The organism is Streptomyces cavernicola (genome assembly GCF_029968035.1).
In the GTDB taxonomy this organism is placed as follows: Bacteria; Actinomycetota; Actinomycetes; order Streptomycetales; family Streptomycetaceae; genus Streptomyces; species Streptomyces cavernicola.
The window spans coordinates 116,753-142,134 of the sequence record NZ_JASCIQ010000010.1 but is presented as its reverse complement, the minus strand read 5'-3'; the positions used below and the strand labels follow the sequence as shown (position 1 = coordinate 142,134).

Below are 25,382 nucleotides of genomic sequence, written 5' to 3'. Positions count from 1 at the left end.
CCGCATCATGAGCCGTTCCGCACACCCCGCCGGGCCCCGTCACGCCGATGTCCTGCCCGAGGGTCACTACACCGCGCCGCCCGCCGACCTGAACTCCCTCGACCCGAAGGTCTGGTCCCGCACCGTCGCCCGTGACGACGAGGGCGCCGTCAGCGTCGGCGGCATCGAAGTCGCCCGCCTCGCCGAGGAGTTCGGCACCCCGGCGTACTTCCTCGACGAGGACGACTTCCGGGCCCGCTGCCGCGCCTGGCGCGACGCCTTCGGCACCGAGGCCGACGTCTTCTACGCGGGCAAGGCCTTCCTCTCCCGCGCGATCGTCCGCTGGCTCCAGGAGGAAGGGCTCAACCTCGACGTCTGCTCCGCCGGCGAGCTCACCACCGCCCTCGCCGCGGGCATGCCCGCCGAGCGCATCGCGTACCACGGCAACAACAAGAGCGCCGAGGAGATCGAGCGGGCCGTCGAGGCCGGCGTCGGCCGCATCGTGCTCGACTCCTTCCAGGAGATCGCCCGGGTCGCGCACACCGCGGAGCGGCTCGGCAAGCGCCAGCGCGTGCAGATCCGCGTCACCGTCGGCGTCGAGGCGCACACCCACGAGTTCATCGCCACCGCCCACGAGGACCAGAAGTTCGGCATTGCGCTCGCCGGCGGCCAGGCCGCCGAGGCCGTCCGCCGGGCCCTCGACCTCGACGGCCTCGAACTGATCGGCATCCACAGCCACATCGGCTCGCAGATCTTCGACATGGCCGGCTTCGAGGTCTCCGCCCGCCGCGTCGTGCAGCTGCTCGCCGAGGTCCGCGACGAGCACGGCGTCGAGCTGCCCGAGATCGACCTCGGCGGCGGCCTCGGCATCGCGTACACCTCGGACGACGACCCGCGCGAGCCGCACGAGATCGCCAAGGCGCTCAGCGAGATCGTCACGCGCGAGTGCGAGTCCGCCGGGCTCGCCACCCCGCGCATCTCCGTCGAGCCGGGCCGCGCCATCGTCGGCCCGACCGCCTTCACGCTCTACCGCGTCGGCACCGTCAAGCCCCTCGAAGGCCTGCGGACGTACGTGTCCGTCGACGGCGGCATGTCCGACAACATCCGCACCGCGCTCTACGACGCCGAGTACACCGTGGCCCTCGTGTCGCGCCGCTCCGACGCCGAGCCGATGCTCGTGCGGGTGGTCGGCAAGCACTGCGAGAGCGGTGACATCGTGGTGAAGGACGCGTTCCTGCCCGCCGACCTGGCCCCCGGCGACCTGATCGCCGTGCCCGCCACCGGCGCGTACTGCCGCTCCATGGCGAGCAACTACAACCACGCGCTGCGCCCGCCGGTCGTCGCCGTCAAGAACGGCGAGGCCCGAGTGATCGTGCGGCGTGAGACGGAGGAGGATCTCCTGCGTCTGGACGTCGGATGACCGAGGTCCGACGGGTCGGCACCGGCCGACCCGTGAAATTTCCGTCTCAGGATCCGGACCGAGGGTAGAAACTCCGTTCCGGTGGGTGAGACTGGTCCAACCGTAGATGTAATGAGAAGTGAGGTCGGATGATGCGTACGCGTCCGCTGAAGGTCGCGCTGCTTGGCTGCGGGGTTGTCGGCTCCGAGGTGGCGCGCATCATGACGACGCACGCCGACGACCTGGCGGCCCGGATCGGCGCCCCGGTGGAGCTGGCGGGCGTGGCCGTCCGCCGCCCCGACCGGGTGCGCGAGGGCATCGACAAGGAGCTCGTCACCACCGACGCCACCGCCCTGGTCAAACGCGGCGATCTGGACGTCGTGGTCGAGGTGATCGGCGGCATCGAGCCCGCTCGTACGCTGATCACCACCGCCTTCGAGCACGGCGCCTCCGTCGTCTCGGCCAACAAGGCGCTGCTCGCCCAGGACGGCGCGGCCCTGCACGAGGCGGCGGACGAGCACGGCCGGGATCTGTACTACGAGGCCGCCGTCGCCGGCGCCATCCCGCTGATCCGGCCGCTGCGCGAGTCCCTCGCCGGCGACAAGATCAACCGCGTCATGGGCATCGTCAACGGCACCACGAACTTCATCCTCGACAAGATGGACACGACCGGCGCCGGCTACCAGGAGGCGCTCGACGAGGCCACCGCGCTCGGGTACGCGGAGGCCGACCCGACCGCCGACGTCGAGGGCTTCGACGCCGCCGCCAAGGCCGCGATCCTGGCCGGCATCGCCTTCCACACGCGGGCGCGCCTCGACGACGTGTACCGCGAGGGCATGGCCGAGGTCACCGCCGCCGACTTCGCATCCGCGAAGGAGATGGGCTGCACCATCAAGCTGCTCGCCATCTGCGAGCGCGCCGCCGACGGCGAGTCCGTCACCGCGCGCGTGCACCCCGCGATGATCCCGCTGACGCACCCGCTGGCCTCGGTCCGTGAGGCGTACAACGCGGTGTTCGTGGAGTCCGACGCGGCCGGCCAGCTGATGTTCTACGGCCCCGGCGCGGGCGGCGCCCCCACCGCCTCCGCGGTCCTCGGCGACCTCGTGGCCGTCTGCCGCAACAAGCTCGCCGGCGCCACCGGGCCCGGCGAATCCGCGTACACCCGCCTGCCGGTGAGCCCGATGGGCGAGGTCGTGACGCGGTACCACATCAGCCTCGACGTGGCCGACAAGCCGGGCGTGCTCGCCCAGGTGGCGACGGTCTTCGCCGAGCACGGCGTATCGATCGATACGGTGCGCCAGTCGGGTAAGGACGGCGAGGCATCGCTCGTCGTCGTCACCCACCGTGCAGCGGACGCCGCCCTCACCGGCACCGTCGACGCTCTGCGGCAGCTCGACACCGTGCGTGGTGTCGCCAGCATCATGCGTGTTGAAGGGGAGTAACGAAGCCATGACCGCCATCAAGGCCGGCGCCCACCAGTGGCGCGGGATCATCGAGGAGTACCGCGACCGTCTCCCCGTCACCGAGACGACGCCCGTGGTCACGCTCGGCGAGGGCGGCACTCCGCTCGTCCGCGCAGAGGTCCTCTCCGAGCTCACCGGCTGTGAGGTGTACCTGAAGGTCGAGGGCGCCAACCCCACCGGTTCGTTCAAGGACCGCGGCATGACCATGGCCATCACCAAGGCCAAGGAGGAGGGCGCGAAGGCCGTCATCTGCGCCTCCACCGGCAACACCTCGGCCTCCGCCGCGGCGTACGCGGGCAAGGCCGGCATGGTCAGCGCCGTCCTCATCCCGCAGGGCAAGATCGCGATGGGCAAGCTCGGCCAGGCCCTCGTGCACGGCGCGAAGATCCTCCAGGTCGACGGCAACTTCGACGACTGCCTGGTGCTCGCCCGCGGCCTGAGCGAGAACTACCCGGTGGCGCTGGTGAATTCGGTCAACCCGGTCCGCATCGAGGGCCAGAAGACCGCCGCGTTCGAGATCGTGGACCGCCTCGGCGACGCCCCCGACATCCACGTCCTGCCGGTCGGCAACGCGGGCAACATCACGGCCTACTGGCGCGGTTACAAGGAGTACAAGGCCGACGGCCTCTCCGAGCGCACCCCGCGCATGTGGGGCTTCCAGGCCTCCGGTTCGGCGCCGATCGTGCGCGGCGAGGTCGTCAAGGACCCGTCGACGATCGCCACCGCGATTCGCATCGGCAACCCCGCCTCCTGGGCCTTCGCCGAGGCCGCGCGGGACGAGTCGGGCGGCTTCATCGACGAGGTGACCGACCGTCAGATCCTGCGTGCCTACAAGCTGTTGGCCTCCCGCGAGGGCGTCTTCGTGGAGCCCGCCTCGGCCGCATCGGTCGCCGGTCTCCTGAAGGCCGCCGAGGAGGGCAAGGTCGACAAGGGCCAGCGGATCGTCTGCACGGTCACCGGCAACGGCCTCAAGGACCCGGACTGGGCGGTCGCGGGCGCCCCGCAGCCCGTCACGGTCCCGGTCGACGCCGCGACCGCGGCCGAGCGCCTCGGTCTCGCGTAATCACGCGCAACCACCGGTGTGAGCGGCGCGTGCCCGGGGGTATGACCTCGGGCATGGCCCGTATCCCCTGACAGGGGGTGCACGGGGGGCTTACGACACGCATCGTGCGCCTCCTGTGCGCCCTATGTCGCCACAGAACCTTCCTTCGATAGGCTGTACCGAACCCGCCAAGCCGCATATGCCGCGGTGCCGCCGGTAGCGGCCTTCGGGTATTTCCGTACTCTGTCGTTCCCCTTGCGAGATCACGAACTCGCAGCTCAACAAGGAGAGTCATCGAGCGATGGCCGGTCCCGCATTCCGAGCCGCCGCCGTCCGCGTGCGCGTCCCCGCCACCAGCGCCAACCTCGGCCCGGGTTTCGACGCCCTCGGCCTGTCGCTGGGTCTGTACGACGATGTCGTAGTCAGAGTGGCCGATTCCGGTCTGCACGTCGACATCGCGGGCGAGGGCTCCGACACCCTCCCGCGCGACGAGAAGCACCTGCTCGTACGCTCCCTGCGCACCGCCTTCGACCTGCTCGGCGGACAGCCCCGCGGCCTCGAGGTGGTCTGCGCCAACCGCATCCCGCACGGCCGCGGCCTCGGCTCCTCGTCCGCCGCCATCTGCGCCGGCATCGTCGCCGCGCGGGCCGTGACCATAGGCGGTGACGCCAAGCTCGACGACGCCGCGCTGCTCGAGCTCGCCACCGAGATCGAGGGGCACCCGGACAATGTCGCCGCCTGTCTGCTCGGCGGCTTCACGCTCTCCTGGATGGAGGGCGGATCGGCGCGCGCGATCAGGATGGACCCCGCCGATTCCGTCGTTCCGGTGGTTTTCGTACCGGGCAAGCCGGTACTGACCGAGACCGCCCGCGGACTGCTCCCGCGCACCGTCCCGCATGTGGACGCCGCGGCCAACGCGGGCCGGGCCGCGCTGCTCGTCGAGGCGCTGACCCGCCGCCCCGAGCTGCTGCTCGCGGCCACCGAGGACCGACTGCACCAGGAGTACCGAGCCCCCGCGATGCCGGAGAGCGCCGCCCTGGTGGAGCGACTCCGCGCGGACGGCGTCCCCGCGGTCATCTCCGGCGCGGGCCCGACGGTCCTCGCCCTTGCCGAGCGCGGTACGGCCGACAAGGTCGCGCTCCTCGCGGGGGAGGGCTGGGCGGCCAACCGTCTCGCCCTCGACGCAAGCGGTGCGAGCGTGCTGCCGCTCGCGCCCTGATATGCGAATGCCGGAGCAAGAGAGGGGGAATATTTGTTGGATCCGGTAGTGTTAACCTCAAGTCTGCACCAGACGCCTGTAGGGCGTGGTGCCTCGTGTCCCTGTCAGGTAAGCAGGGGACAGACCTTCTTCCGGGAGCCCCCGAACTGCTCGTTGCCAAGCATCGAGCGGCGCTGACCACGCTCCGGAGCCCGGTGCGACCGAACAGAGTGACGCAGCACGACCGGTGTCACGGATTCGGGTAGCGCCGTCATCAATGAATTCTTCCGCCACTTCCGGCGGGACCACCGCCCCGGCAGGTCCGCACCACACAGGCACCCGCCGGACAGCACAACCGGTCGCCGAGCCAGACAGGCCGACGTCCGCTCCAGGGAAGGACCCTTCGTGAGCGACACCACCGATCTGATGGGCGTGACTGCCGACAGTGCGGTCGACACCGCCGGCGCGCCCGCCACGGACGCCTCTGCTGCGCCTGCCACCGGTGCTTCGGCCGGCACGCGGCGGCGCCGCGGTACCGGCCTCGAGGGCATGGTGCTGGCCGAGCTTCAGCAGGTCGCATCGGGCCTCGGGATCAGGGGCACCGCGCGTATGCGCAAGAGCCAGCTGATCGACGTCATCAAGGAGGCGCAGGCCGCGGGCGGTTCCGCCCCCGCCAAGTCGACGGGCGAGACCGAGAGCAAGCCCAAGCGCCGGGCCACCTCCAAGGCGCGTACCGGCGAGAGCGAGGGCGCCAAGGCCGAGAAGGCCGAGAAGCCCGCCAAGTCGGAGAAGGCCGCCGAGAAGCCGGCCGCTCAGCAGCAGATCGACATCCCGGGCCAGCCCGCGAGCGACGACTCCGCCGGTGAGCGCCGCGGCCGCCGTCGCGTCACCTCCGAGGGCGGCGCCCCGGACGCGCAGGCCGAGTCGAAGAGCGAGGCCAAGGCCGAGTCGAAGACCGAGGCTGCGGACTCCCGCGCCGAGGGCGCCGCGGACAACGCCGAGGGGCGCGGCCGTGACCGCGACCGCGGCGAGCGCGGTGACCGCGGCAACCGCCGCGACCGCGGCAACCGTCGCAACAAGGGCGACGAGCAGGGCGGTCAGGGCGGCGGCCAGGGCCGCAAGGAGCAGGGCGGCGGAGGGCGTCAGGACCGTCAAGACCGCCAGGACGACGACGAGTTCGAGGGTGGCAGGCGCGGTCGCCGCGGCCGCTACCGCGACCGTCGCGGCCGTCGCGGCCGTGACGACGTCAACGAGCCGCAGCTGTCCGAGGACGACGTCCTGATCCCCGTCGCGGGCATCCTCGACATCCTCGACAACTACGCGTTCATTCGTACGTCGGGCTACCTGCCCGGCCCGAACGACGTGTACGTCTCCCTCGCCCAGGTCCGCAAGAACGGTCTGCGCAAGGGCGATCACGTCACCGGCGCGGTGCGTCAGCCCAAGGACGGCGAGCGGCGCGAGAAGTTCAACGCGCTCGTCCGCCTCGATTCGGTCAACGGCATGGCGCCCGAAACCGGCCGCGGCCGCCCGGAGTTCAACAAGCTGACGCCCCTTTACCCGCAGGAGCGGCTGCGCCTGGAGAACGAGCCCGGCGCCCTGTCGACCCGGATCATCGACCTCGTGTCGCCGATCGGCAAGGGGCAGCGCGGTCTGATCGTGGCCCCGCCGAAGACCGGCAAGACCATGATCCTGCAGGCCATCGCCAACGCGATCACGCACAACAGCCCCGAGTGCCACCTCATGGTCGTCCTCGTCGACGAGCGGCCCGAGGAAGTCACCGACATGCAGCGGTCGGTGAAGGGCGAGGTCATCTCCTCGACCTTCGACCGTCCCGCCGAGGACCACACCACCGTCGCCGAGCTGGCCATCGAGCGCGCCAAGCGTCTCGTCGAGCTGGGTCACGACGTCGTGGTCCTGCTCGACTCGATCACCCGCCTCGGCCGTGCGTACAACCTCGCGGCCCCGGCGTCCGGGCGCATCCTGTCCGGTGGTGTCGACTCGACCGCGCTGTACCCGCCGAAGCGCTTCTTCGGCGCCGCGCGGAACATCGAGGACGGCGGCTCGCTGACCATCCTGGCCACCGCGCTCGTCGAGACCGGCTCGCGCATGGACGAGGTGATCTTCGAGGAGTTCAAGGGCACCGGCAACATGGAGCTCAAGCTCGACCGGAAGCTCTCGGACAAGCGCATCTTCCCGGCCGTCGACGTCGACGCCTCCTCCACCCGCAAGGAGGAAATCCTCCTGAACAGCGAGGAGTTGAGCATCGTCTGGAAGCTGCGCCGGGTGCTGCACGCGCTCGACTCGCAGCAGGCGATCGAGCTGCTTCTCGACAAGATGAAGCAGACGAAGTCGAACGCCGAGTTCCTGATGCAGATCGCCAAGACCACGCCCACCCCGGGCAACGGCAACGACTGATCAGGTCCCGCGCTCAAGGCCCCGCCCCCCGTCACGGTTCGTCCGCGGCGGGGGGCGGGGCTTTTCTCGTATCTCGTATCGCGTATCTCGTACGAGGACGGCCGCGCGCGAGAGCTTTGCCACAGGTCAGGGGCGTACGGGGGCGGCGCGCGCGGTCCGGTCCGTACCCCGATCGTGCAGGTGAGAGGGGTTGCCGGGCGGTGCGGGAAGAGGACCGCACGCGACCGTCGCCGGGCAGCTCGGGCCCTTCGGCCTTACGGAGCGCTTAATGCACTGTGCAACCCTTTTTCGGGATTCGGCGTCTGACAAGTGGCTGCACCAATGCGCCATGTTCGGTGGCGTCGAGCCCGTCCGACCCTGAGAGCAGGGGGTACCCGACCGACGAGGACTGAGGAGCACATGGCCGACGAGAGCGACGATCCCGCCACGAATCCGCTGCAGCGCCGACGCAAGGGCCCCGGCGGCAGGCGCCGCGCGCCCCGCGCGCGCAGCAAGGCCCTGGTCGTCACCGCCTGGGCGGCCGCCTCCGTGGTCCTCGCCGGCGGCATAGGCCTGGGCTACGTCTACTTCAAGCTGAACGGCAACATCAACGGCGTCGACATCAACGCCGCGCTCGGCACCGACCGCCCCGACGACGTCGACAACGGCTCGATGGACATCCTCGTCCTCGGCTCCGACTCCCGGGAGGGCGCCAACGCCGAGTACGGCAGCGCGGGCCAGGAGGGCTCCCGCTCGGACACCGCGATGGTCGTGCACGTCTACGAGGGCCACAAGAAGGCCAGCGTCGTCTCCATCCCGCGCGACACCCTGGTGACCAGGCCCGCGTGCAGGACCGAGGCCGGGACGACCGACCCCGGCGGCCCGCACCAGATGTTCAACGAGTCGTACTCGGTGGGCGGCCCCGCCTGTGCCGTGAAGACCGTCGAGAAGATGTCCGGCATCCGCATGGACCACTATCTGGAAGTCGACTTCACCGGCTTCAAGAAGCTCATCGACGAGCTCGGCGGCGTGGAGGTCACCACCGAACAGGCCATCTCCGACCCGAACAGCCACCTGAACCTGGCCGCCGGCACCCATCGCCTCGACGGCGAGCAGTCCCTCGGCCTGGTCCGCACCCGGCACGCGGTGGGCGACGGCGGCGACCTCGGCCGAATACAGCTGCAGCAGGCCTTCATCAAGGCGCTCCTCGACCAGATCAAGGACGTCGGCGTCTTCAGCCACCCGAAGAAGCTGTACGACCTCGCGGACACCGCGACCAAGGCCGTCACCACCGACTCCGAGCTCGACGACCCGAAGAGCCTGATCGGCTTCGCCAACAGCCTCAAGGGCATCGAGTCGAACGACATGAACATGGTGACGCTGCCGGTCACGTACGACCCGGCCGACCCGAACCGCGTCGTGCCGCTGGTGAAGCAGGACAAGCTCCTCTGGGCCGCGCTCCGCTCCGACCAGCGGATTCCCGCCTCCGTGACCAAGGGCTCCGCGGGCGACAAGGGCGGCGCGGGCAGCGTGGTCAGCAGCCGCTGACCCCTGCGGAACGCGTCCGTCCGGACCGGGGGAATAGATCCCGCCCCTCCCCGGTTTTGGGGGATGCGGCCAGTCCTGGCAGACTGGTACGTCGGCCCCGGTTCACGCACCCGCATCCCGCGTCTGCGACCCGGCGCCCTCCCGAAACTAGGAGACACCTTGAAGCGCGACATTCACCCCGAGTACGTCGAGACCCAGGTCAGCTGCACCTGCGGCGCGTCGTTCACCACCCGCAGCACGATCTCCAGCGGCACCGTCCGCGCCGAGGTCTGCTCCGAGTGCCACCCGTTCTACACGGGCAAGCAGAAGATCCTCGACACCGGTGGCCGCGTGGCCCGCTTCGAGGCCCGCTTCGGCAAGGCCGCCGGCTCCGCCAAGAAGTAGCGAGCCACAGCGCCGGTCCTCGGTCGCTCCCGCCCAGGGGCGACCAGGACCGGCGTTTTTGGTCGCACCCCTTCCCTTCACGCACCCAGGAGCCCGGAGATGTTCGAGGCGGTCGAGGAACTGATCGGTGAGCACGCCGATCTCGAGAAGCAGCTCGCCGACCCTTCGGTCCACGCGGACCAGGCCAACGCGCGCAAGCTCAACAAGCGCTACGCCGAGCTGACCCCGATCGTCGGCACGTACCGCTCCTGGAAGCAGACCGGGGACGACATCGAGACGGCCCGTGAACTGGCCGCCGACGACCCGGAGTTCGCCGCCGAGGTCAAGGAGCTCGAGGAGCAGCGCGAGGAGCTCACCGAGAAGCTGCGCCTGCTGCTCGTGCCGCGCGACCCGTCCGACGACAAGGACGTCCTCCTGGAGATCAAGGCGGGCGCGGGCGGCGACGAGTCGGCGCTGTTCGCCGGTGACCTCCTTCGGATGTATCTGCGGTACGCGGAGCGCATCGGCTGGAAGACCGAGATCATCGACTCCACCGAGTCCGAGCTGGGCGGCTACAAGGACGTCCAGGTCGCCGTGAAGACCAAGGGCGGGGGCGGCGCGACCGAGCCCGGCCAGGGCGTCTGGGCGCGGATGAAGTACGAGGGCGGGGTGCACCGCGTGCAGCGCGTGCCGTCGACCGAGTCGCAGGGCCGTATCCACACCTCCGCCGCCGGTGTGCTCGTCACGCCCGAGGCCGAGGAGGTCGACGTGGAGATCCACGCCAACGACCTGCGGATCGACGTGTACCGCTCGTCCGGGCCCGGCGGCCAGTCCGTCAACACCACGGACTCCGCCGTACGCATCACGCACATCCCGACCGGTGTCGTGGCCTCCTGCCAGAACGAGAAGTCCCAGCTGCAGAACAAGGAGCAGGCGATGCGTATCCTGCGCTCCAGGCTGCTCGCCGCGGCGCAGGAGGAGGCCGAGTCCAAGGCCGCCGACGCCCGTCGCAGCCAGGTCCGCACGGTCGACCGCTCCGAGAAGATCCGTACGTACAACTTCCCGGAGAACCGGATCTCCGACCACCGGGTGGGCTTCAAGGCGTACAACTTGGACCAGGTGCTCGACGGCGACCTGGACGCGGTCATCCAGGCCTGCGTCGACGCGGACTCCGCGGCGAAGCTCGCGGCCGCGCAGTAACCGCCGTACGCACCGACCGACCTATCAGCACGTACAGCAGCACCGGAGGACCAGCGTGCAGCGACAATTTGGGGAGCGACCCCCAAGCCCCCGCAGCGTGCTGCTCGCGGAAGTGGCCCAGGCCACCCAGCGGCTCGCCGACGCCGGCGTGCCCTCGCCGCGTTTCGACGCCGAGGAGCTCGCCGCCTTCGTGCACGGCGTGAAGCGGGGCGAACTGCACAACGTCAAGGACGCCGACTTCGACGCCCGCTACTGGGAGGCCGTCTCCCGCCGCGAGGCCCGCGAGCCGCTCCAGCACATCACCGGCCGGGCGTTCTTCCGGTACCTCGAACTCCAGGTGGGGCCAGGGGTGTTCGTGCCGCGCCCGGAGACCGAGTCGGTGGTCGGCTGGGCCATAGACGCGGTCCGCGCGATGGACGTGGTCGAGCCGCTGATCGTGGACCTGTGCACGGGCTCGGGGGCCATCGCGCTCGCCATGGCCCAGGAGGTGCCGCGCTCGCGGGTGCACGCCGTGGAGCTGTCCGAGGACGCGCTGCGGTGGACCCGTAAGAACGTCGAGGGGACGCGGGTCCAGCTGCACCAGGGGGATGCGCTCACCGCGCTGCCGGACCTGGACGGCCAGGTCGACCTGGTCATCTCCAACCCGCCGTACATCCCGCTCACGGAGTGGGAGTACGTCGCCCCGGAGGCCCGCGACCACGACCCGGAGCTGGCCCTGTTCTCCGGCGAGGACGGGCTCGACACCATCCGCGGCCTGGAGCGCACCGCGCACCGGCTGCTCCGCCCCGGCGGCGTCGTCGTCATCGAGCACGCCGACACCCAGGGCGGCCAGGTCCCCTGGATCTTCACCGAGGAGCGGGGCTGGGCGGACGCCGCCGACCACCCCGACCTGAACAACCGGCCGCGCTTCGCGACCGCCCGCAAGGCGCTGCCGTGATGGCCCGACTGCCGCAGATCACCGAGAAGTTGTACGCGTACGAGGAGGCTCGCTAAATGGCACGGCGATACGACACGAACGACGCGACCGACCGCGTGACCGGTCTGCGCGAGGCCGCGTCCGCCGTCCGCCGCGGCGAGCTGGTCGTGCTGCCCACCGACACGGTCTACGGGATCGGCGCCGACGCCTTCTCGTCCGAGGCCGTGGCCGATGTGCTCGCCGCCAAGGGCCGGGGCCGCAACATGCCCACGCCCGTGCTCATCGGCTCCCCGAACACGCTGCACGGCCTGGTCACCGACTTCTCCGAGATGGCCTGGGAACTCGTCGACGCGTTCTGGCCCGGCGCCCTCACCCTGGTCGCCAAGCACCAGCCGTCGCTGCAGTGGGACCTCGGCGACACCCGGGGCACCGTCGCGATCCGGATGCCGCTGCACCCCGTCGCGATCGAGCTGCTCACCGAGGTCGGCCCGATGGCGGTGACCTCGGCGAACCTCACCGGGCACCCGGCGCCGGAGAACTGCGACGCCGCGCAGGACATGCTGGGCGACTCCGTCTCCGTGTACCTGGACGGCGGCCCGACGCCCGGCATCGTGCCCTCCTCCATCGTGGACGTCACCGGCAAGGTCCCCGTACTCCTTCGCGCGGGCGCGCTCGACGCCGACGAGCTCCGCAAGGTGGTACCCGACCTCGAGGTGGCCAATTGACGGCCCCTGAGGGGCGTGGCATAGCGGGCTTCCCCGAATCGTTCCCCGGCGCACTCGCCGGGCCCACGGACAGCTTCCGCATCCTCCACGTCAGCACCGGCAACGTCTGCCGCTCGCCCATCACCGAGCGGCTGACCCGTCATGCCCTGACCCACCGCCTCGGCGACCTCGACACCCGCGGCCTGATCGTGGAGAGCGCGGGCACCTGGGGCCACGAGGGCGCGGCCATGGAGACCAACGCGGCGACGGTCCTCTCCGACTTCGGGGCGGACTCCTCCGGCTTCATCGGGCGCGAGCTGCTCGACGAGCACGTCATCCGCGCCGACCTGGTCCTCACGGCGACCCGCGACCACCGTGCGCAGGTCGTCTCGATGGGGCACAGCGCGGGCCTGCGCACGTTCACCCTGAAGGAGTTCACGCGGCTCGTCCGCGCCATAGATCCGGCGACCCTGCCCGATCCGCTGGACGACGGCGTCGTGGAGCGTGCCCGCGCTCTCGTACGGGCCGCGGCGGCGCTGCGGGGTTGGCTGCTCGCGCCCAGTGCGGAGGCGGACGAGGTGCACGACCCGTACGGCGCCCCGCTGCCGTTCTTCCGCTCCATCGGCGACGAGATCAACCAGGCGTTGGACCCGGTGGTGACCGCTTTGACGGGGGTTCCGGCGGCGGGGTTGCCGGCGTAGGCCTTTCTCTTCCCCGTACCCGCCCCTTCCCGTAACTGGGGCTCCGCCCCAGACCCCGCTCCTCAAACGCCGGAGGGGCTGGTTTTAGGGGCGCGGGGAACTGCGCGACCAGCCACGACGGCGCAGCAGCCGAACGACCGCCGACGGCAGTCTTTCGGGAAGGGGCGGGGAGGGGAACAAGCCGCCCGCAGGGCGGGACGCGTACGCCGGGCAAGGCGCGGGCGGGCGGCCTACATTGGGATCCAGGTCCCTCTCCCCGCCGGAGTCGATGATGCCGGTCACTTCCGCGGCCGCCGCCGCACACGTACGCCCCTTCGGGCCCGACGTCGACGCCCTGCGCCGCCAGGACCCCGAGCTGGCGGAGATCCTCTTCGCCGAGCTGGAACGCCAGTCGGACGGCCTGCAGTTGATCGCCGCCGAGAACTTCACCTCGCCCGCGGTCCTCACCGCCCTCGGCTCGCCGCTCGCGAACAAGTACGCCGAGGGCTACCCCGGCGCCCGCCACCACGGCGGCTGCGAGTTCGTCGACGTCGCCGAGCGCATCGCCGTGGACCGCGCCAAGGCCCTGTTCGGCGCCGAGCACGCCAACGTGCAGCCGCACTCCGGCTCCTCCGCGGTGCTCGCCGCCTACGCCGCGCTGCTGCGCCCCGGCGACACGGTCCTTGCGATGGGCCTGCCGTTCGGCGGCCACCTCACGCACGGCTCGCCCGCTAACTTCTCCGGCCGCTGGTTCGAGTTCGTCGGCTACGGCGTCGACGCCGAGAGCGGCCTCATCGACTACGAGCAGATCCACGCCCTCGCCCGCACGCACAAGCCGAAGGCCGTGGTCTGCGGCTCGATCTCGTACCCGCGGCACATCGACTACGGCGCGTTCCGGGACATCGCCGACGACGTGGGCGCGTATCTGATCGCCGACGCCGCCCACCCCATCGGCCTGGTCGCCGGGGGAGCGGCGCCCAACCCCGTGCCGTACGCGGACGTGGTGTGCGCCACCACGCACAAGGTGCTGCGCGGGCCGCGCGGCGGGATGGTGCTGTGCGGCAGCGACCTCGCGGAGCGCATCGACCGGGCCGTGTTCCCGTTCACGCAGGGCGGCGCCCAGATGCACACCATCGCCGCGAAGGCCGTCGCGTTCGGCGAGGCCGCGACCCCGGCGTTCACCACGTACGCGCACAAGGTGGTCGCCAACGCCCGTGTCCTTGCAGAGGAGTTGACGGCGCGCGGCCTGGTCGTCACCACCGGCGGCACGGACACGCACCTGCTCACCGCGGACACCGGCCGCTTCGGTCTGGACGCCCGCACCGCCCGGGGCCGCCTCGCCGCCGCCGGTATGGTCCTCGACACGTGTGCGCTGCCGCACGGCGACGTCCGCGGTCTGCGCCTGGGCACGGCGGCCGTCACGACGCAGGGCATGGGCGCCGACGAGATGGCGCGGATCGCGGAGCTGTTCGCGTCGGCCCTGCACGCCGACGCCGAGCCCGGCCGGCTGCGCACCGAGGTCCGGGAGCTCGTACGCCGGTTCCCGCCGTACCCGAGCCGTTGATCCCGAGCCGTTGATCCCGAGTCGTTCATCACGGTCAGGGCCCGGCCGCCGTCACGGACCGTCGCATCCTGGGCGGTATCCGTGCGGATCCGGGGTAGGCGCAGCGGGGTGGACCGGCATCCGTGCAACCATCGTCGCTACCCGGAAGTCCTCAACCGTATGCGCGCGAAGCTAGGGTGTGGGGCTGAGATGGCCAGCTATACCTGTGGGGAAGCCCGTGCGTGAATATCTGCTGACGCTCTGCGTCACGGCAGCGGTCACCTATCTGCTGACCGGGCCGGTGCGGAAGTTCGCCATCGTCGCCGGGGCGATGCCGGAGATCCGTGCGCGTGACGTGCACCGGGAACCGACCCCGCGGCTCGGCGGCATCGCGATGTTCTTCGGCCTGTGCGCGGGCCTGCTCGTCGCGGACCACCTGGAGAACCTCAACGAGGTCTTCGAGAACTCCAACGAACCGAGAGCACTGCTCTCCGGCGCCGCGGTGATCTGGCTGATCGGCGTCCTGGACGACAAGTTCGAGATCGACGCCCTGATCAAGCTGGGCGGCCAGATGATCGCCGCGGGCGTGATGGTCATGCAGGGTCTGACGATCCTGTGGCTGCCGGTTCCGGGTGTGGGATCGGTCTCCCTGAGCGACCAGCAGGGCACCCTCCTGACCGTCGCCCTGGTCCTGATCACCATCAACGCCGTCAACTTCGTGGACGGCCTCGACGGCCTCGCCGCGGGCATGGTCTGCATCGCGGCCACGGCGTTCTTCCTGTACGCGTACCGCATCTGGTTCAGCTACGGCATCGAGTCGGCCGCCCCGGCCACGCTGTTCGCGGCGATCCTGATGGGCATGTGCCTGGGCTTCCTGCCGCACAACATGCACCCCGCCCGGATCTTCATGGGCGACTCGGGCTCGATGCTGATCGGCCTGGTGCTCGCCGCGGGCGCGATCTCCATCACGGGCCAGGTCGACCCGGACGCGATGAACCTCTTCGCCGGCTCCGAGCGCTCCGCCGTCCACCAGACGGTGCCGGTCTACATCCCGCTGCTGCTGCCGCTGACGATCATCGCGGTGCCCGCCGCGGACCTGATCCTCGCGATCGTGCGCCGCACCTGGCGCGGCCAGTCGCCGTTCGCGGCGGACCGGGGCCATCTGCACCACCGGCTCCTGGAGATCGGCCACTCGCACAGCCGGGCCGTCCTGATCATGTACTTCTGGTCCGCGCTCATCGCCTTCGGCGCCCTGGCGTACTCGGTGCACTCGGCGTCGATGTGGATCGTCCTGGTGGTCGTGGCGCTGAGCTTCGTCGGCCTGGTGCTCCTGCTGCTTCCGCGCTTCACCCCGCGTACGCCGCGGTGGATGGAGGCCTTCGTACCGCCCCGGTACCGGCGGGGGGCCCTGGCGGCGGAGCCCGCGGAAGAGGCCGACAGCGAGGCGGAGGGTGTGACTCAGGCCGCGGAGCCGGCCCCGGGGACCGCGGTGCGGGCCGGCGGCTCGACGGCGATCGGCGGGCGCTCCCGTTTCACGGAGGACAGTTCCGCGGCGGACCACTCCCGCGTCTAGACCGGCGCCCCGAACGCCCGCTGACGCCTTCCGGCTTCACTGATTGAACGCGCGGCTCCGGCACCGCCCCGACCGGGCGGACCGGAGCCGCAGGCGTTCACAGGAGGCGTACGGGGGGTCTGTGGCCGCCGCCCCGGAGAGCGGGGGCGGAGGGCGGTCGGGAACGACGACTCTTCATATCGGGCCAATACCAGACAAGCCGGGCCGTTGCGCGCGCAGACGCGCGGATTACCTCTCATGTGTGACGGCTGGCACACCAGGTGGGTAAAGACCTCATCAAATAGTTTGTGATACCGTTCACGAGATCCCGGGGTAGGGCCGAAGGACCGTAGTGCGACGGTCGGTTGGCCATCAGGAGCTCTCCGTTCCCGGGCTTACGCTCGTCCATGACGACAACTCGTCCCCTTCTTCAGTAAGTGGAGCTGCCGCCATGCAGTCCAATGACGCCCGAACTCTCGTGCCCATCGTCGTGCCCACCGTCGCCGTCGGCGCCATCGCCGCTGTCGTCAGTGGAATCGTCGCCGGTGGCGAGGGAGCGATCGGTGCTGTCGTCGCGACCGCGGTGGTGTGCCTCTTCATGGGGCTCGGGATTCTCGGCCTGCAGTTCACGGCCAAGCACTTTCCGCACCTGTTCCAGGCCATGGGACTGCTGCTCTATGTGACGCAGTTGCTGGTGCTGTTCGTGTTCGTCGCCATCTTCAAGAACACGACTCTCTTCAACCCGAAGGCTTTCGCCGCGACGATCATCGTTGCCGCTGTCGTATGGGTTGCCGCACAGGCCCGCGCCCACCTCAAGGCGAAGATTTTCTACATTGACCCCGACTCTTCGGACGCCACGAAGAACGACAAGTCGGGGTCTTCGTCATGACAGGTAGGGCCGGGATAAAGAGCCGTAAGAACTCCTGCTATCGTCCGGTGCCAACTGCGGCACTGCGGGCGCGGGCAACTGAGCTGACGCCTGCTTCATCGCGAGGCTCAACGCCTGATAGCCGCCGCCCCCATATCCGAAACACCAGACCGGTGCCGACTCGCGGCTGCACGCCGCGCCGACACAACGAGGTTGCCGTACTTATGCGTCACGCCGAAGGAGCCCGCGGTGAGTGCTGACCAGACCCAGCTCGCCTTTGACTGGAGCTGCCGCATCATGTCCGACAACGGATGTGGCTTCCCGGCGCCGGGCCTGCACTCATTCCTCTTCAAGCCGATGTTCCACATCGGCGGCTTCGAGTTCAACAAGGTGATGCTGCTCGCGCTGCTCACCACGCTGATCGTGGTCACGTTCTTCACCCTTGCTTTCGGCAAGGCGAAGGTCGTCCCGGGCAAGCTGCAGATGATCGGTGAGGCGGGCTACGACTTCGTACGCCGCGGCATCGTCTACGAGACCCTCGGCAAGAAGGAGGGCGAGAAGTACGTCCCCCTGATGGTCTCGCTGTTCTTCTTCATCTGGATCATGAACATCTGGTCCGTGATCCCGCTGGCCCAGTTCCCGGTCTCCTCGATCATCGCCTACCCGGCCGTGCTCGCCGCGATCGTCTACGTCACCTGGGTCTCCCTGACCTTCAAGCGCCACGGCTTCGTCGGCGGCTGGAAGAACATCACCGGCTACGACAACTCGCTCGGCCCGATCAAGTGGCTCGTGTCGTTCATCGAGTTCTTCTCGAACCTGCTCGTGCGCCCCTTCACGCACGCGGTCCGACTCTTCGCCAACATGTTCGCCGGTCACCTGATGCTGGTGATGTTCACCGTCGCCTCCTGGTACCTGCTGAACTCCTGGCTGATCCCGGCTGCCGGCGTCTCGTTCGTCATGACCATGGTCATGATCCTCTTCGAGCTTTTCGTGCAGGCCGTCCAGGCATACGTCTTCGTGCTGCTCGCCTGCTCGTACATCCAGGGCGCGGTCTCCGAGCACCACTGAGCCACCCCGCCTGCAACACCCCCAGATCGCCCGGTGGCCAACCCCCACCGGTCCATGAAAGAGAAGGAAGTAACGGCATGTCCGCGACCATCGAACTCGCCGCCGTCACCGGATCCCTCGGTTCCATCGGCTACGGTCTCGCCGCGATCGGCCCCGGCATCGGCGTCGGCATCGTGTTCGGTAACGGCACGCAGGCTCTGGCCCGTCAGCCCGAGGCCGCCGGCCTGATCCGCGCCAACCAGATCCTGGGCTTCGCCTTCTGTGAGGCGCTCGCCCTCATCGGCATCGTTATGCCGTTCGTGTTCGGTGTCTAAGAACTAGCCACCTGACACTCTTTAGACGAAAGGCACTGATGTGATCGCCAACCTGGTGCAGCTGGCGGCCGAGGAAGAGCAGAACCCGCTCGTCCCGCCCGGCCCCGAGCTGCTCGTCGGCACCGTTGCCTTCGCCATCGTCTTCTTCTTCTTCTGGAAGAAGCTCCTCCCGAACATCAACAAGGTTCTGGAGCAGCGCCGGGAGGCGATCGAAGGCGGTATCGAGAAGGCCGAGGCCGCCCAGACCGAGGCCCAGAGCGTGCTCGAGCAGTACAAGGCTCAGCTCGCCGAGGCTCGGCACGAGGCCGCGCGACTGCGCCAGGAGGCGCAGGAGCAGGGTGCTCAGCTCATCGCCGAGATGCGCGTCGAGGGCCAGCGGCAGCGTGAGGAGATCATCGCTGCCGGCCACGCGCAGATCGCCGCGGATCGCAAGGCCGCATCGCAGTCGCTGCGTCAGGACGTCGGCCAGCTGGCCACCACCCTGGCCGGCAAGCTCGTCGGCGAGTCCCTCGAGGACCACGCCCGGCAGAGCCGCACCATCGACCGCTTCCTCGACGAGCTCGAGGAGAAGGCCGAGGCCGCGCGATGAACGGAGCGAGCCGCGAGGCACTGGCCGCCGCACGTGAGCGTCTCGACGCGCTGACCGACAACACGTCGGTCGACGCCGCCGCGCTCGCGGACGAGCTGGCCGCCGTCACCGCGCTGCTCGACCGCGAGGTGTCGCTGCGTCGGGTCCTGACCGACCCGGCGCAGGCCGCTGAGGCGAAGGCCGAGCTCATCGGCCGGGTGCTCGGCGGACAGGTCTCCGCCGAGACCGCCGACCTGGTGGCAGGCGTCGTCCGCTCCCGCTGGTCGCAGTCGCGTGACCTGGTCGACGCTCTCGAAGAGCTGGCCAATGTCGCCGACCTCACTGCCGCGCAGCGCGCCGGCAAGCTCGACAACGTCGAGGACGAGCTGTTCCGCTTCGGGCGGATCGTCTCCTCCAGCACCGAGCTGCGGGCCGCGCTGACCAGCCGTACCGCCGCCGGATCGGCCAAGGGCGAGCTGCTGCGCAGCCTGCTCGGCGGCCGTGCGGAGGCCACGACGGAGCGACTGGTCACGCGACTGGTGACCCACCCGCGGGGACGTAGCCTGGAAGCGGGACTCGAGTCCCTGTCCAAGCTTGCCGCGGACCGCCGGGACCGCACGGTCGCGATCGTCACCTCGGCCGTGCCGCTGTCCGACGGGCAGAAGCAGAAGCTGGCGGGTTCGCTGGCCAAGCTGTACGGCCGGCAGATGCACCTCAACCTCGACGTGGACCCCGAGGTCCTCGGCGGGATCAGGGTGCAGGTGGGCGACGAGGTCATCAACGGCTCCATCGCGGACCGGCTCGAGGACGCGAGCCGCCGCATGGCCGGCTGACGACCACACGGTCGACCCGGGCGTATCGCTCGGCGAATCAACTCAACAAGCATGACTACGGCCCGAGTTGGGCCGTGCAGAGGATTCCTGGGGGCTGACCCCAGACCCCCCAAGAAAACTTCGGGCCCAACAAGGAGAGCAGGGAACCCAGATGGCGGAGCTCACGATCCGGCCGGAGGAGATCCGGGACGCGCTGGAGAACTTTGTCCAGGCGTACAAGCCGGACGCGGCCTCGCGCGAGGAGGTCGGTACGGTCACCCTGGCCGGCGATGGCATCGCGAAGGTCGAGGGCCTGCCCTCGGCCATGGCCAACGAGCTGCTGAAGTTCGAGGACGGCACCCTCGGTCTCGCTCTGAACCTCGAAGAGCGCGAGATCGGTTCGATCGTCCTCGGCGAGTTCAGCGGTATTGAAGAGGGCCAGTCGGTCTCCCGTACCGGCGAGGTCCTGTCGGTCGCCGTCGGCGAGGGCTACCTCGGCCGTGTCGTCGACCCGCTCGGCAACCCGATCGACGGCCTCGGCGAGATCGAGACCACCGGCCGCCGCGCCCTCGAGCTGCAGGCCCCCACGGTCATGCAGCGCAAGTCGGTGCACGAGCCGATGGAGACCGGCTACAAGGCCGTCGACGCGATGACCCCGATCGGCCGTGGTCAGCGTCAGCTGATCATCGGTGACCGCCAGACCGGCAAGACCGCCCTGGCCGTCGACACGATCATCAACCAGCGCGACAACTGGCGCTCCGGTGACGTGAACAAGCAGGTCCGCTGCATCTACGTCGCCATCGGTCAGAAGGGCTCGACCATCGCCTCCGTGCGTGGTGCCCTCGAAGAGGCCGGCGCCCTCGAGTACACGACGATCGTCGCCGCCCCGGCGTCCGACCCGGCGGGCTTCAAGTACCTGGCCCCCTACACCGGTTCGGCCATCGGCCAGCAGTGGATGTACGAGGGCAAGCACGTCCTCATCATCTTCGACGACCTCTCGAAGCAGGCCGACGCCTACCGCGCCGTGTCCCTGCTGCTCCGTCGTCCGCCGGGCCGCGAGGCCTACCCGGGTGACGTCTTCTACCTGCACTCCCGCCTCCTCGAGCGCTGCGCCAAGCTCTCGGACGAGATGGGCAAGGGCTCGATGACCGGTCTGCCGATTGTCGAGACCAAGGCGAACGACGTGTCGGCGTTCATTCCGACCAACGTCATCTCCATCACCGACGGCCAGTGCTTCCTGGAGTCGGACCTCTTCAACGCCGGTCAGCGCCCCGCGCTGAACGTCGGTATCTCCGTCTCCCGAGTCGGTGGTTCCGCGCAGCACAAGGCGATGAAGCAGGTCTCCGGCCGTCTCCGCGTGGACCTCGCCCAGTTCCGTGAGCTCGAGGCGTTCGCCGCCTTCGGCTCCGACCTGGACGCCGCGTCGAAGGCCCAGCTGGAGCGCGGTCAGCGCATGGTCGAGCTGCTCAAGCAGGCTCAGTACCAGCCGATGCCGACCGAGGACCAGGTCGTCTCCGTCTGGGCCGGCACCACCGGCAAGATGGACGACGTGCCGGTCGCCGACATCCGCCGCTTCGAGCGCGAGCTCCTCGACCACCTGCACCGCAAGGAGCAGGGTCTGATGACCTCCATCAAGGAGGGCGGCAAGATGTCCGACGACACCCTCACGGCCGTCGCGGACGCCATCGCGGAGTTCAAGAAGCAGTTCGAGACCTCCGACGGCAAGCTGATCGGCGAGGACGCTCCGGCAGCCGTCGACGTCTCCAAGTGACGACGGAAGGGACCTGACTCATGGGAGCCCAGCTCCGGGTCTACAAGCGTCGCATCCGGTCCGTCACCGCGACGAAGAAGATCACGAAGGCGATGGAGATGATCGCCGCCTCGCGTGTCGTCAAGGCACAGCGCAAGGTGGCGGCCTCCACGCCGTACGCGACCGAGCTCACGCGCGCGGTCACCGCGGTGTCGACGGGTGCGAACGACAAGCACCCGCTGACCACCGAGGTGGAGAACCCGACCCGGGCCGCGGTCCTGCTCCTCACGAGCGACCGTGGTCTGGCCGGCGCCTTCAACTCCAACGCGATCAAGTCGGCGGAGCAGCTCACCGAGAAGCTCCAGGCCGAGGGCAAGCAGGTCGACAGCTACATCGTCGGCCGCCGCGGCATCGCCCACTACAACTTCCGCGAGCGCAAGATCGCGGGGGAGTGGACGGGCTTCACGGACGAGCCCTCGTACGCGGACGCCAAGGCGGTCGCCGGGCCGCTGATCGAGGCCATCGAGAAGGAGACGGCGGAGGGCGGCGTGGATGAACTCCACATCGTCTACACCGAGTTCGTCTCGATGATGACGCAGAACGCGGTCGAGGCCCGGCTGCTTCCGCTGAGCCTCGAAGAGGTCGCCGAGGAGGCGGGCACCAAGGACGAGATCCGCCCGCTGTACGACTTCGAGCCGTCGGGTCAGGACGTCCTGGACGCCCTGCTTCCGCGGTACGTCGAGAGCCGTATCTACAACGCGCTGCTGCAGTCGGCTGCCTCCAAGCACGCCGCCACGCGCCGCGCGATGAAGTCGGCGACCGACAACGCCGGAGAGCTGATCAACAACCTCTCCCGGCTTGCCAACGCGGCCCGCCAGGCCGAAATCACCCAGGAAATCAGCGAGATCGTCGGTGGCGCGAGCGCCCTGGCCGACGCGACCGCGGGGAGTGACAAGTAATGACGACCACTGTTGATACGGCCGTTGCCACGGGCCGCGTCGCCCGGGTGATCGGCCCGGTCGTCGACGTGGAGTTCCCCGTCGACGCGATGCCGGACATCTACAACGCGCTCACCGTGCAGGTGGCCGACCCGGCCGCCGACGGCGAGCTGAAGACCCTGACGCTCGAGGTCGCCCAGCACCTCGGTGACGGCCTGGTCCGCGCGATCTCCATGCAGCCCACCGACGGTCTGGTCCGCCAGGCCGCGGTGACCGACACGGGCGACGGCATCACCGTCCCCGTTGGCGACTTCACCAAGGGCAAGGTGTTCAACACCCTCGGCGAGGTGCTGAACGTCCCCGAGGAGAACGCCAACGTCGGTGAGCGCTGGTCCATCCACCGCAAGGCGCCGAACTTCGACGAGCTCGAGTCGAAGACCGAGATGTTCGAGACCGGCGTCAAGGTCATCGACCTTCTCACCCCGTACGTCAAGGGTGGAAAGATCGGTCTGTTCGGTGGTGCCGGCGTCGGCAAGACGGTGCTCATCCAGGAGATGATCTACCGCGTCGCCAACAACCACGACGGTGTCTCCGTGTTCGCCGGTGTCGGTGAGCGCACCCGTGAGGGCAACGACCTCATCGACGAGATGTCCGAGTCGGGCGTCATCGACAAGACCGCGCTGGTCTTCGGTCAGATGGACGAGCCGCCGGGCACCCGTCTGCGCGTGGCCCTCGCCGGTCTGACCATGGCGGAGTACTTCCGCGATGTGCAGAAGCAGGACGTGCTGTTCTTCATCGACAACATCTTCCGCTTCACGCAGGCCGGCTCCGAGGTCTCGACCCTTCTGGGTCGTATGCCCTCGGCCGTGGGTTACCAGCCGAACCTGGCCGACGAGATGGGTCTCCTCCAGGAGCGCATCACGTCGACCCGTGGTCACTCGATCACGTCCATGCAGGCCATTTACGTGCCCGCGGACGACCTGACCGACCCGGCCCCGGCCACCACGTTCGCCCACCTCGACGCGACGACGGTGCTCTCCCGTCCGATCTCCGAGAAGGGCATCTACCCGGCCGTGGACCCGCTGGACTCCACGTCCCGCATCCTGGACCCGCGGTACATCGCGCAGGACCACTACGACGCCGCCATGCGTGTCAAGACGATCCTGCAGAAGTACAAGGACCTCCAGGACATCATCGCGATCCTCGGTATCGACGAGCTCGGCGAGGAGGACAAGCTCGTCGTCCACCGTGCCCGTCGCGTGGAGCGCTTCCTGTCGCAGAACACCCACGTCGCCAAGCAGTTCACCGGCGTCGACGGTTCGGACGTGTCCCTCGACGAGTCGATCGCGGCCTTCAACGCGATCTGCGACGGCGAGTACGACCACTTCCCCGAGCAGGCGTTCTTCATGTGCGGTGGCATTGAGGACCTCAAGGCCAACGCCAAGGAGCTCGGCGTCTCCTGAGTCCGCTGACTCACGGGAGGGGCGGGTGCGTCCTGCCCCTCCCGGTACGCCTACTAGAATTTGACCCAACACCCGGCAGAACCCGCCGGGTGGTGACCCGAGGAGCCACCCTTGGCTGCTGAGCTGCACGTCGAGCTGGTCGCCGCCGACCGCCAGGTCTGGTCCGGCGAGGCCACCCTGGTCGTGGCGCGCACCACGTCCGGCGACATCGGCGTCATGCCCGGTCACCAGCCGCTGCTCGGTGTGCTGGAGTCGGGCCCTGTGACGATCCGTACGACCTCCGAGGAGATCGGCACGATCGTCGCCGCGGTGCACGGCGGTTTCATCTCGTTCGCGGACAACAAGCTTTCGCTGCTTGCCGAGATCGTGGAGATGGCCGACGAGATCGATGTTCAGCGTGCGGAGCGGGCGCTGGAGCGTGCGAAGTCGGAGGCCGACGCGGCCGCCGAGCGGCGCGCTGACGTCCGCCTTCGTGCGGTGGCGGCGCGCTGACGAGAGCGCGACGCGGAGTGTGTGACTCAGCCGCGGCCAGGACCGGAGCGATCCGGACCGGGCCGCGGCTGAGGCGATGCAGGTGCATGGTCGGTTTGCGTGACTGGACGGAGCGAGGAGGTCGGTGCCGATGATCCTCGCTGTGGTTGTGTGCGCGCTGGTGGTCGTGCTCGTGTTGGTGGGGCTCTTCGTCTTCGGGCTGCGCAGGCGCCTGATCCAGCGCTCCGGCGGCACCTTCGACTGTTCCCTGCGGTGGAACGCGCCCGAGCCGGGGGATACGTCCGGCAAGGGCTGGAGCTATGGGGTGGCCCGGTACAACGGCGATCGGATCGCCTGGTTCCGGGTCTTTTCGTATGCGCCGCGGCCGCGGCGGGTGCTGGAACGCTCCGCGATCGAGGTCGTGGATCGGCGTGCGCCCGACGGGGAGGAGGAGCTGGCGCTGCTCTCCGATGCGATTGTTCTCGGGTGTACGCATGAGGGGACGCGGATCGAACTCGCCATGAGCGAGGATGCGTTGACCGGGTTCCTGGCGTGGTTGGAGGCGGCGCCGCCGGGCCAGCGGGTCAACGTTGCTTGACGGAGGCTGTGCCTCCCTCGCCCTCCCTGCCTGGGGCTGCCGCCCCTGGCCCCTGCTCTCGGGGCTTCGCCCCGTTCCCGGTTGCATTTTGTCTGCCGCGCCGTCGTGGCTGGTCGCGCCCACGCGGCGGAGCCGCAGATGTCACAGCCCCGCGCCCCTGGCTGGGGCTTCGCCCCCAGCCCCCGGGTAGTTGTTCGGCTGCTGCGCCGTCGTGGCTGGTCGCGCAGTTCCCCGCGCCCCTGAAAACAACTGGGCTGCGCCCCAAACCCCAAGCCGTCGTTCGGCTGCCCGCGTCGTCGTGGCTGGTCGCGCAGTTCCCCGCGCCCCTATCGGGGGCTTCACCCCGGCCCCGGTTGTTGTTCGGCTGCCGGTGCGTTGTGGCTGGTCGCGCCCACGTGGCGGAGTCGCAGATGTCGCAGCCCCGCGCCCCTTAAGAGCCGCCCCTGCTGGGGCTGAATCCAGCCCCAGCCCGCATATTTCAGCCCCTCCGGCGTTTGAGGAGGCCTGTCCGGCGAGGACTTTCGGGAAGGGGCGGGGTGGGGGAAGAAGAC

23 protein-coding genes are annotated in these 25,382 nt (G+C 69.5%); all 23 read left to right on the top strand.

The window, feature by feature from the left end; all coding sequences use genetic code 11:
• The first annotated feature begins 7 nt into the window (after positions 1-7).
• The 23 genes from lysA (at position 8) to QIS96_RS11850 (ending at position 24,831) form a co-directional block, all read left to right on the top strand.
• On the top strand, positions 8-1,399 hold the full coding sequence (gene lysA, locus QIS96_RS11960) for a diaminopimelate decarboxylase (RefSeq protein ID WP_282542477.1): 1,392 nt from the start codon (positions 8-10) through the stop codon (positions 1,397-1,399).
• A 128-nt stretch (positions 1,400-1,527) separates the two neighbouring features.
• Positions 1,528-2,820 (top strand): homoserine dehydrogenase, encoded by a 1,293-nt coding sequence (locus QIS96_RS11955; RefSeq protein WP_282542476.1) that lies wholly within the window; start codon positions 1,528-1,530, stop codon positions 2,818-2,820.
• A gap of 7 nt (positions 2,821-2,827) precedes the next feature.
• The gene (gene thrC, locus QIS96_RS11950; protein ID WP_282542475.1) at positions 2,828-3,904 is read left to right on the top strand and encodes a threonine synthase; all 1,077 of its coding nucleotides are present in this window, start codon (positions 2,828-2,830) and stop codon (positions 3,902-3,904) included.
• Positions 3,905-4,184: 280 nt separating this feature from the next.
• Positions 4,185-5,102 (top strand): homoserine kinase, encoded by a 918-nt coding sequence (thrB, locus tag QIS96_RS11945; protein ID WP_282542474.1) that lies wholly within the window; start codon positions 4,185-4,187, stop codon positions 5,100-5,102.
• 384 nt (positions 5,103-5,486) lie between these two features.
• Positions 5,487-7,496: a transcription termination factor Rho gene (gene rho, locus QIS96_RS11940; protein ID WP_282542473.1), complete on the top strand. Its 2,010-nt coding sequence runs from the start codon at positions 5,487-5,489 to the stop codon at positions 7,494-7,496.
• A gap of 399 nt (positions 7,497-7,895) precedes the next feature.
• On the top strand, positions 7,896-9,023 hold the full coding sequence (locus QIS96_RS11935; protein ID WP_282542472.1) for an LCP family protein: 1,128 nt from the start codon (positions 7,896-7,898) through the stop codon (positions 9,021-9,023).
• A gap of 159 nt (positions 9,024-9,182) precedes the next feature.
• On the top strand, positions 9,183-9,407 hold the full coding sequence (gene rpmE / locus QIS96_RS11930; protein ID WP_055696813.1) for a 50S ribosomal protein L31: 225 nt from the start codon (positions 9,183-9,185) through the stop codon (positions 9,405-9,407).
• Positions 9,408-9,506: 99 nt separating this feature from the next.
• On the top strand, positions 9,507-10,586 hold the full coding sequence (prfA, locus tag QIS96_RS11925; protein WP_282542471.1) for a peptide chain release factor 1: 1,080 nt from the start codon (positions 9,507-9,509) through the stop codon (positions 10,584-10,586).
• Between the two features lie 55 nt (positions 10,587-10,641).
• Entirely contained in the window at positions 10,642-11,523 is an 882-nt protein-coding gene (prmC, locus tag QIS96_RS11920) for a peptide chain release factor N(5)-glutamine methyltransferase (RefSeq protein WP_282542470.1), read from the top strand.
• Positions 11,524-11,579: 56 nt separating this feature from the next.
• Positions 11,580-12,227, top strand: coding sequence for an L-threonylcarbamoyladenylate synthase (locus tag QIS96_RS11915; protein ID WP_282542469.1), 648 nt, complete (start codon positions 11,580-11,582; stop codon positions 12,225-12,227).
• Positions 12,224-12,907: an arsenate reductase/protein-tyrosine-phosphatase family protein gene (locus QIS96_RS11910; RefSeq protein ID WP_282542468.1), complete on the top strand. Its 684-nt coding sequence runs from the start codon at positions 12,224-12,226 to the stop codon at positions 12,905-12,907. The genes QIS96_RS11915 and QIS96_RS11910 overlap by 4 nt, the downstream gene beginning before the upstream one ends.
• A 271-nt stretch (positions 12,908-13,178) precedes the next feature.
• The gene (locus QIS96_RS11905; RefSeq protein WP_282542467.1) at positions 13,179-14,450 is read left to right on the top strand and encodes a serine hydroxymethyltransferase; all 1,272 of its coding nucleotides are present in this window, start codon (positions 13,179-13,181) and stop codon (positions 14,448-14,450) included.
• Between the two features lie 217 nt (positions 14,451-14,667).
• Positions 14,668-16,002: an MraY family glycosyltransferase gene (locus QIS96_RS11900; protein ID WP_282542466.1), complete on the top strand. Its 1,335-nt coding sequence runs from the start codon at positions 14,668-14,670 to the stop codon at positions 16,000-16,002.
• Positions 16,003-16,432: 430 nt separating this feature from the next.
• Complete coding sequence (locus tag QIS96_RS11895; protein ID WP_282542465.1) at positions 16,433-16,870, top strand: hypothetical protein; 438 nt, start codon at positions 16,433-16,435, stop codon at positions 16,868-16,870.
• A 276-nt stretch (positions 16,871-17,146) separates the two neighbouring features.
• Positions 17,147-17,917, top strand: coding sequence for a F0F1 ATP synthase subunit A (gene atpB, locus QIS96_RS11890; RefSeq protein ID WP_282542537.1), 771 nt, complete (start codon positions 17,147-17,149; stop codon positions 17,915-17,917).
• A gap of 77 nt (positions 17,918-17,994) precedes the next feature.
• Positions 17,995-18,231 carry an ATP synthase F0 subunit C gene (atpE, locus tag QIS96_RS11885; RefSeq protein ID WP_282542464.1) on the top strand — a complete coding sequence of 79 codons (237 nt, stop codon included), beginning with the start codon at positions 17,995-17,997 and terminating at the stop codon, positions 18,229-18,231.
• 40 nt (positions 18,232-18,271) lie between these two features.
• Complete coding sequence (locus tag QIS96_RS11880) at positions 18,272-18,820, top strand: F0F1 ATP synthase subunit B (protein WP_282542463.1); 549 nt, start codon at positions 18,272-18,274, stop codon at positions 18,818-18,820.
• Entirely contained in the window at positions 18,817-19,632 is an 816-nt protein-coding gene (locus tag QIS96_RS11875; RefSeq protein ID WP_282542462.1) for a F0F1 ATP synthase subunit delta, read from the top strand. Before QIS96_RS11880 ends, QIS96_RS11875 begins: the two co-directional genes overlap by 4 nt.
• 151 nt (positions 19,633-19,783) lie before the next feature.
• A complete protein-coding gene (gene atpA / locus QIS96_RS11870) occupies positions 19,784-21,382 on the top strand; it encodes a F0F1 ATP synthase subunit alpha (protein ID WP_282542461.1) in 1,599 nt (532 codons plus the stop codon).
• A gap of 20 nt (positions 21,383-21,402) precedes the next feature.
• Entirely contained in the window at positions 21,403-22,320 is a 918-nt protein-coding gene (locus QIS96_RS11865) for a F0F1 ATP synthase subunit gamma (protein ID WP_282542460.1), read from the top strand.
• The gene (gene atpD, locus QIS96_RS11860) at positions 22,320-23,762 is read left to right on the top strand and encodes a F0F1 ATP synthase subunit beta (protein WP_282542459.1); all 1,443 of its coding nucleotides are present in this window, start codon (positions 22,320-22,322) and stop codon (positions 23,760-23,762) included. The genes QIS96_RS11865 and atpD overlap by 1 nt, the downstream gene beginning before the upstream one ends.
• Positions 23,763-23,873: 111 nt before the next feature.
• Positions 23,874-24,254 carry a F0F1 ATP synthase subunit epsilon gene (locus QIS96_RS11855; protein WP_282542458.1) on the top strand — a complete coding sequence of 127 codons (381 nt, stop codon included), beginning with the start codon at positions 23,874-23,876 and terminating at the stop codon, positions 24,252-24,254.
• 130 nt (positions 24,255-24,384) lie between these two features.
• Entirely contained in the window at positions 24,385-24,831 is a 447-nt protein-coding gene (locus QIS96_RS11850) for a DUF2550 domain-containing protein (RefSeq protein WP_282542536.1), read from the top strand.
• Positions 24,832-25,382 lie beyond the last annotated feature (551 nt).

What these genes read in the sequence shown, in the direction of transcription:
- QIS96_RS11935 (WP_282542472.1), top strand. Translation starts at nt 7,896, where the DNA reads ATGGCCGACGAGAGCGACGATCCCGCCACGAATCCGCTGCAGCGCCGA.
- QIS96_RS11895 (WP_282542465.1), top strand. Translation starts at nt 16,433, where the DNA reads ATGCAGTCCAATGACGCCCGAACTCTCGTGCCCATCGTCGTGCCCACC.
- QIS96_RS11905 (WP_282542467.1), top strand. Translation starts at nt 13,179, where the DNA reads ATGCCGGTCACTTCCGCGGCCGCCGCCGCACACGTACGCCCCTTCGGG.
- prfA (WP_282542471.1), top strand. Translation starts at nt 9,507, where the DNA reads ATGTTCGAGGCGGTCGAGGAACTGATCGGTGAGCACGCCGATCTCGAG.
- QIS96_RS11850 (WP_282542536.1), top strand. Translation starts at nt 24,385, where the DNA reads ATGATCCTCGCTGTGGTTGTGTGCGCGCTGGTGGTCGTGCTCGTGTTG.
- QIS96_RS11915 (WP_282542469.1), top strand. Translation starts at nt 11,580, where the DNA reads ATGGCACGGCGATACGACACGAACGACGCGACCGACCGCGTGACCGGT.
- atpA (WP_282542461.1), top strand. Translation starts at nt 19,784, where the DNA reads ATGGCGGAGCTCACGATCCGGCCGGAGGAGATCCGGGACGCGCTGGAG.
- QIS96_RS11955 (WP_282542476.1), top strand. Translation starts at nt 1,528, where the DNA reads ATGATGCGTACGCGTCCGCTGAAGGTCGCGCTGCTTGGCTGCGGGGTT.
- QIS96_RS11865 (WP_282542460.1), top strand. Translation starts at nt 21,403, where the DNA reads ATGGGAGCCCAGCTCCGGGTCTACAAGCGTCGCATCCGGTCCGTCACC.
- thrB (WP_282542474.1), top strand. Translation starts at nt 4,185, where the DNA reads ATGGCCGGTCCCGCATTCCGAGCCGCCGCCGTCCGCGTGCGCGTCCCC.
- atpE (WP_282542464.1), top strand. Translation starts at nt 17,995, where the DNA reads ATGTCCGCGACCATCGAACTCGCCGCCGTCACCGGATCCCTCGGTTCC.
- atpB (WP_282542537.1), top strand. Translation starts at nt 17,147, where the DNA reads ATGTCCGACAACGGATGTGGCTTCCCGGCGCCGGGCCTGCACTCATTC.
- atpD (WP_282542459.1), top strand. Translation starts at nt 22,320, where the DNA reads ATGACGACCACTGTTGATACGGCCGTTGCCACGGGCCGCGTCGCCCGG.
- QIS96_RS11875 (WP_282542462.1), top strand. Translation starts at nt 18,817, where the DNA reads ATGAACGGAGCGAGCCGCGAGGCACTGGCCGCCGCACGTGAGCGTCTC.
- lysA (WP_282542477.1), top strand. Translation starts at nt 8, where the DNA reads ATGAGCCGTTCCGCACACCCCGCCGGGCCCCGTCACGCCGATGTCCTG.
- thrC (WP_282542475.1), top strand. Translation starts at nt 2,828, where the DNA reads ATGACCGCCATCAAGGCCGGCGCCCACCAGTGGCGCGGGATCATCGAG.